This window comes from Mesorhizobium sp. M7A.F.Ca.CA.001.10.2.1 (assembly GCF_003998575.1).
In the GTDB taxonomy this organism is placed as follows: Bacteria; Pseudomonadota; Alphaproteobacteria; order Rhizobiales; family Rhizobiaceae; genus Mesorhizobium.
Genome location: NZ_RZQY01001421.1, coordinates 1 through 389, shown reverse-complemented (window position 1 = coordinate 389; position 389 = coordinate 1). Strand labels below are relative to the sequence as shown.

The 389-nt window shown below is 62.7% G+C and carries 1 protein-coding gene; it reads right to left on the bottom strand.

From position 1 onward, the window contains the following. A partial coding sequence (locus tag EN964_RS37390) for a glycoside hydrolase family 108 protein (protein ID WP_281059621.1) occupies nucleotides 1-389 on the bottom strand: 389 nt, incomplete at both ends.

Below are 389 nucleotides of genomic sequence, written 5' to 3'. Positions count from 1 at the left end.
CGTCGATGACAACGCCCGCCGGCTTGCCGTTTGCGGCGGCGATGGTCGCTGGGCCTATGCGCCCGTCCTGCGTCACACCGACGACAGCCTGAAGGTACTTCGCAGCCCTGCCTGGCCCGGAATTTACCGCGAAGTCAAAGACGGCGTAATCCACGCCATCAGGGAGTTCAGCCCCAGCTACGGCGTCCCAATAGAACCTGCGATAGACCGTCGCCACCTGGGCATCGCTGATCTTGCGTAGATCCGCCTTTGTCGCATCGGCCTTCACGTAGCGGCGGAAATTGGTGAGCGTCACCCCTTTCATGGTGGCGCCGCCGGGATCGGCTGGATTGTCCGACCAGAGCCCTTCAGATTTCAGAACAAGCGCGAGCGCGTGGGCGAAATTGCGG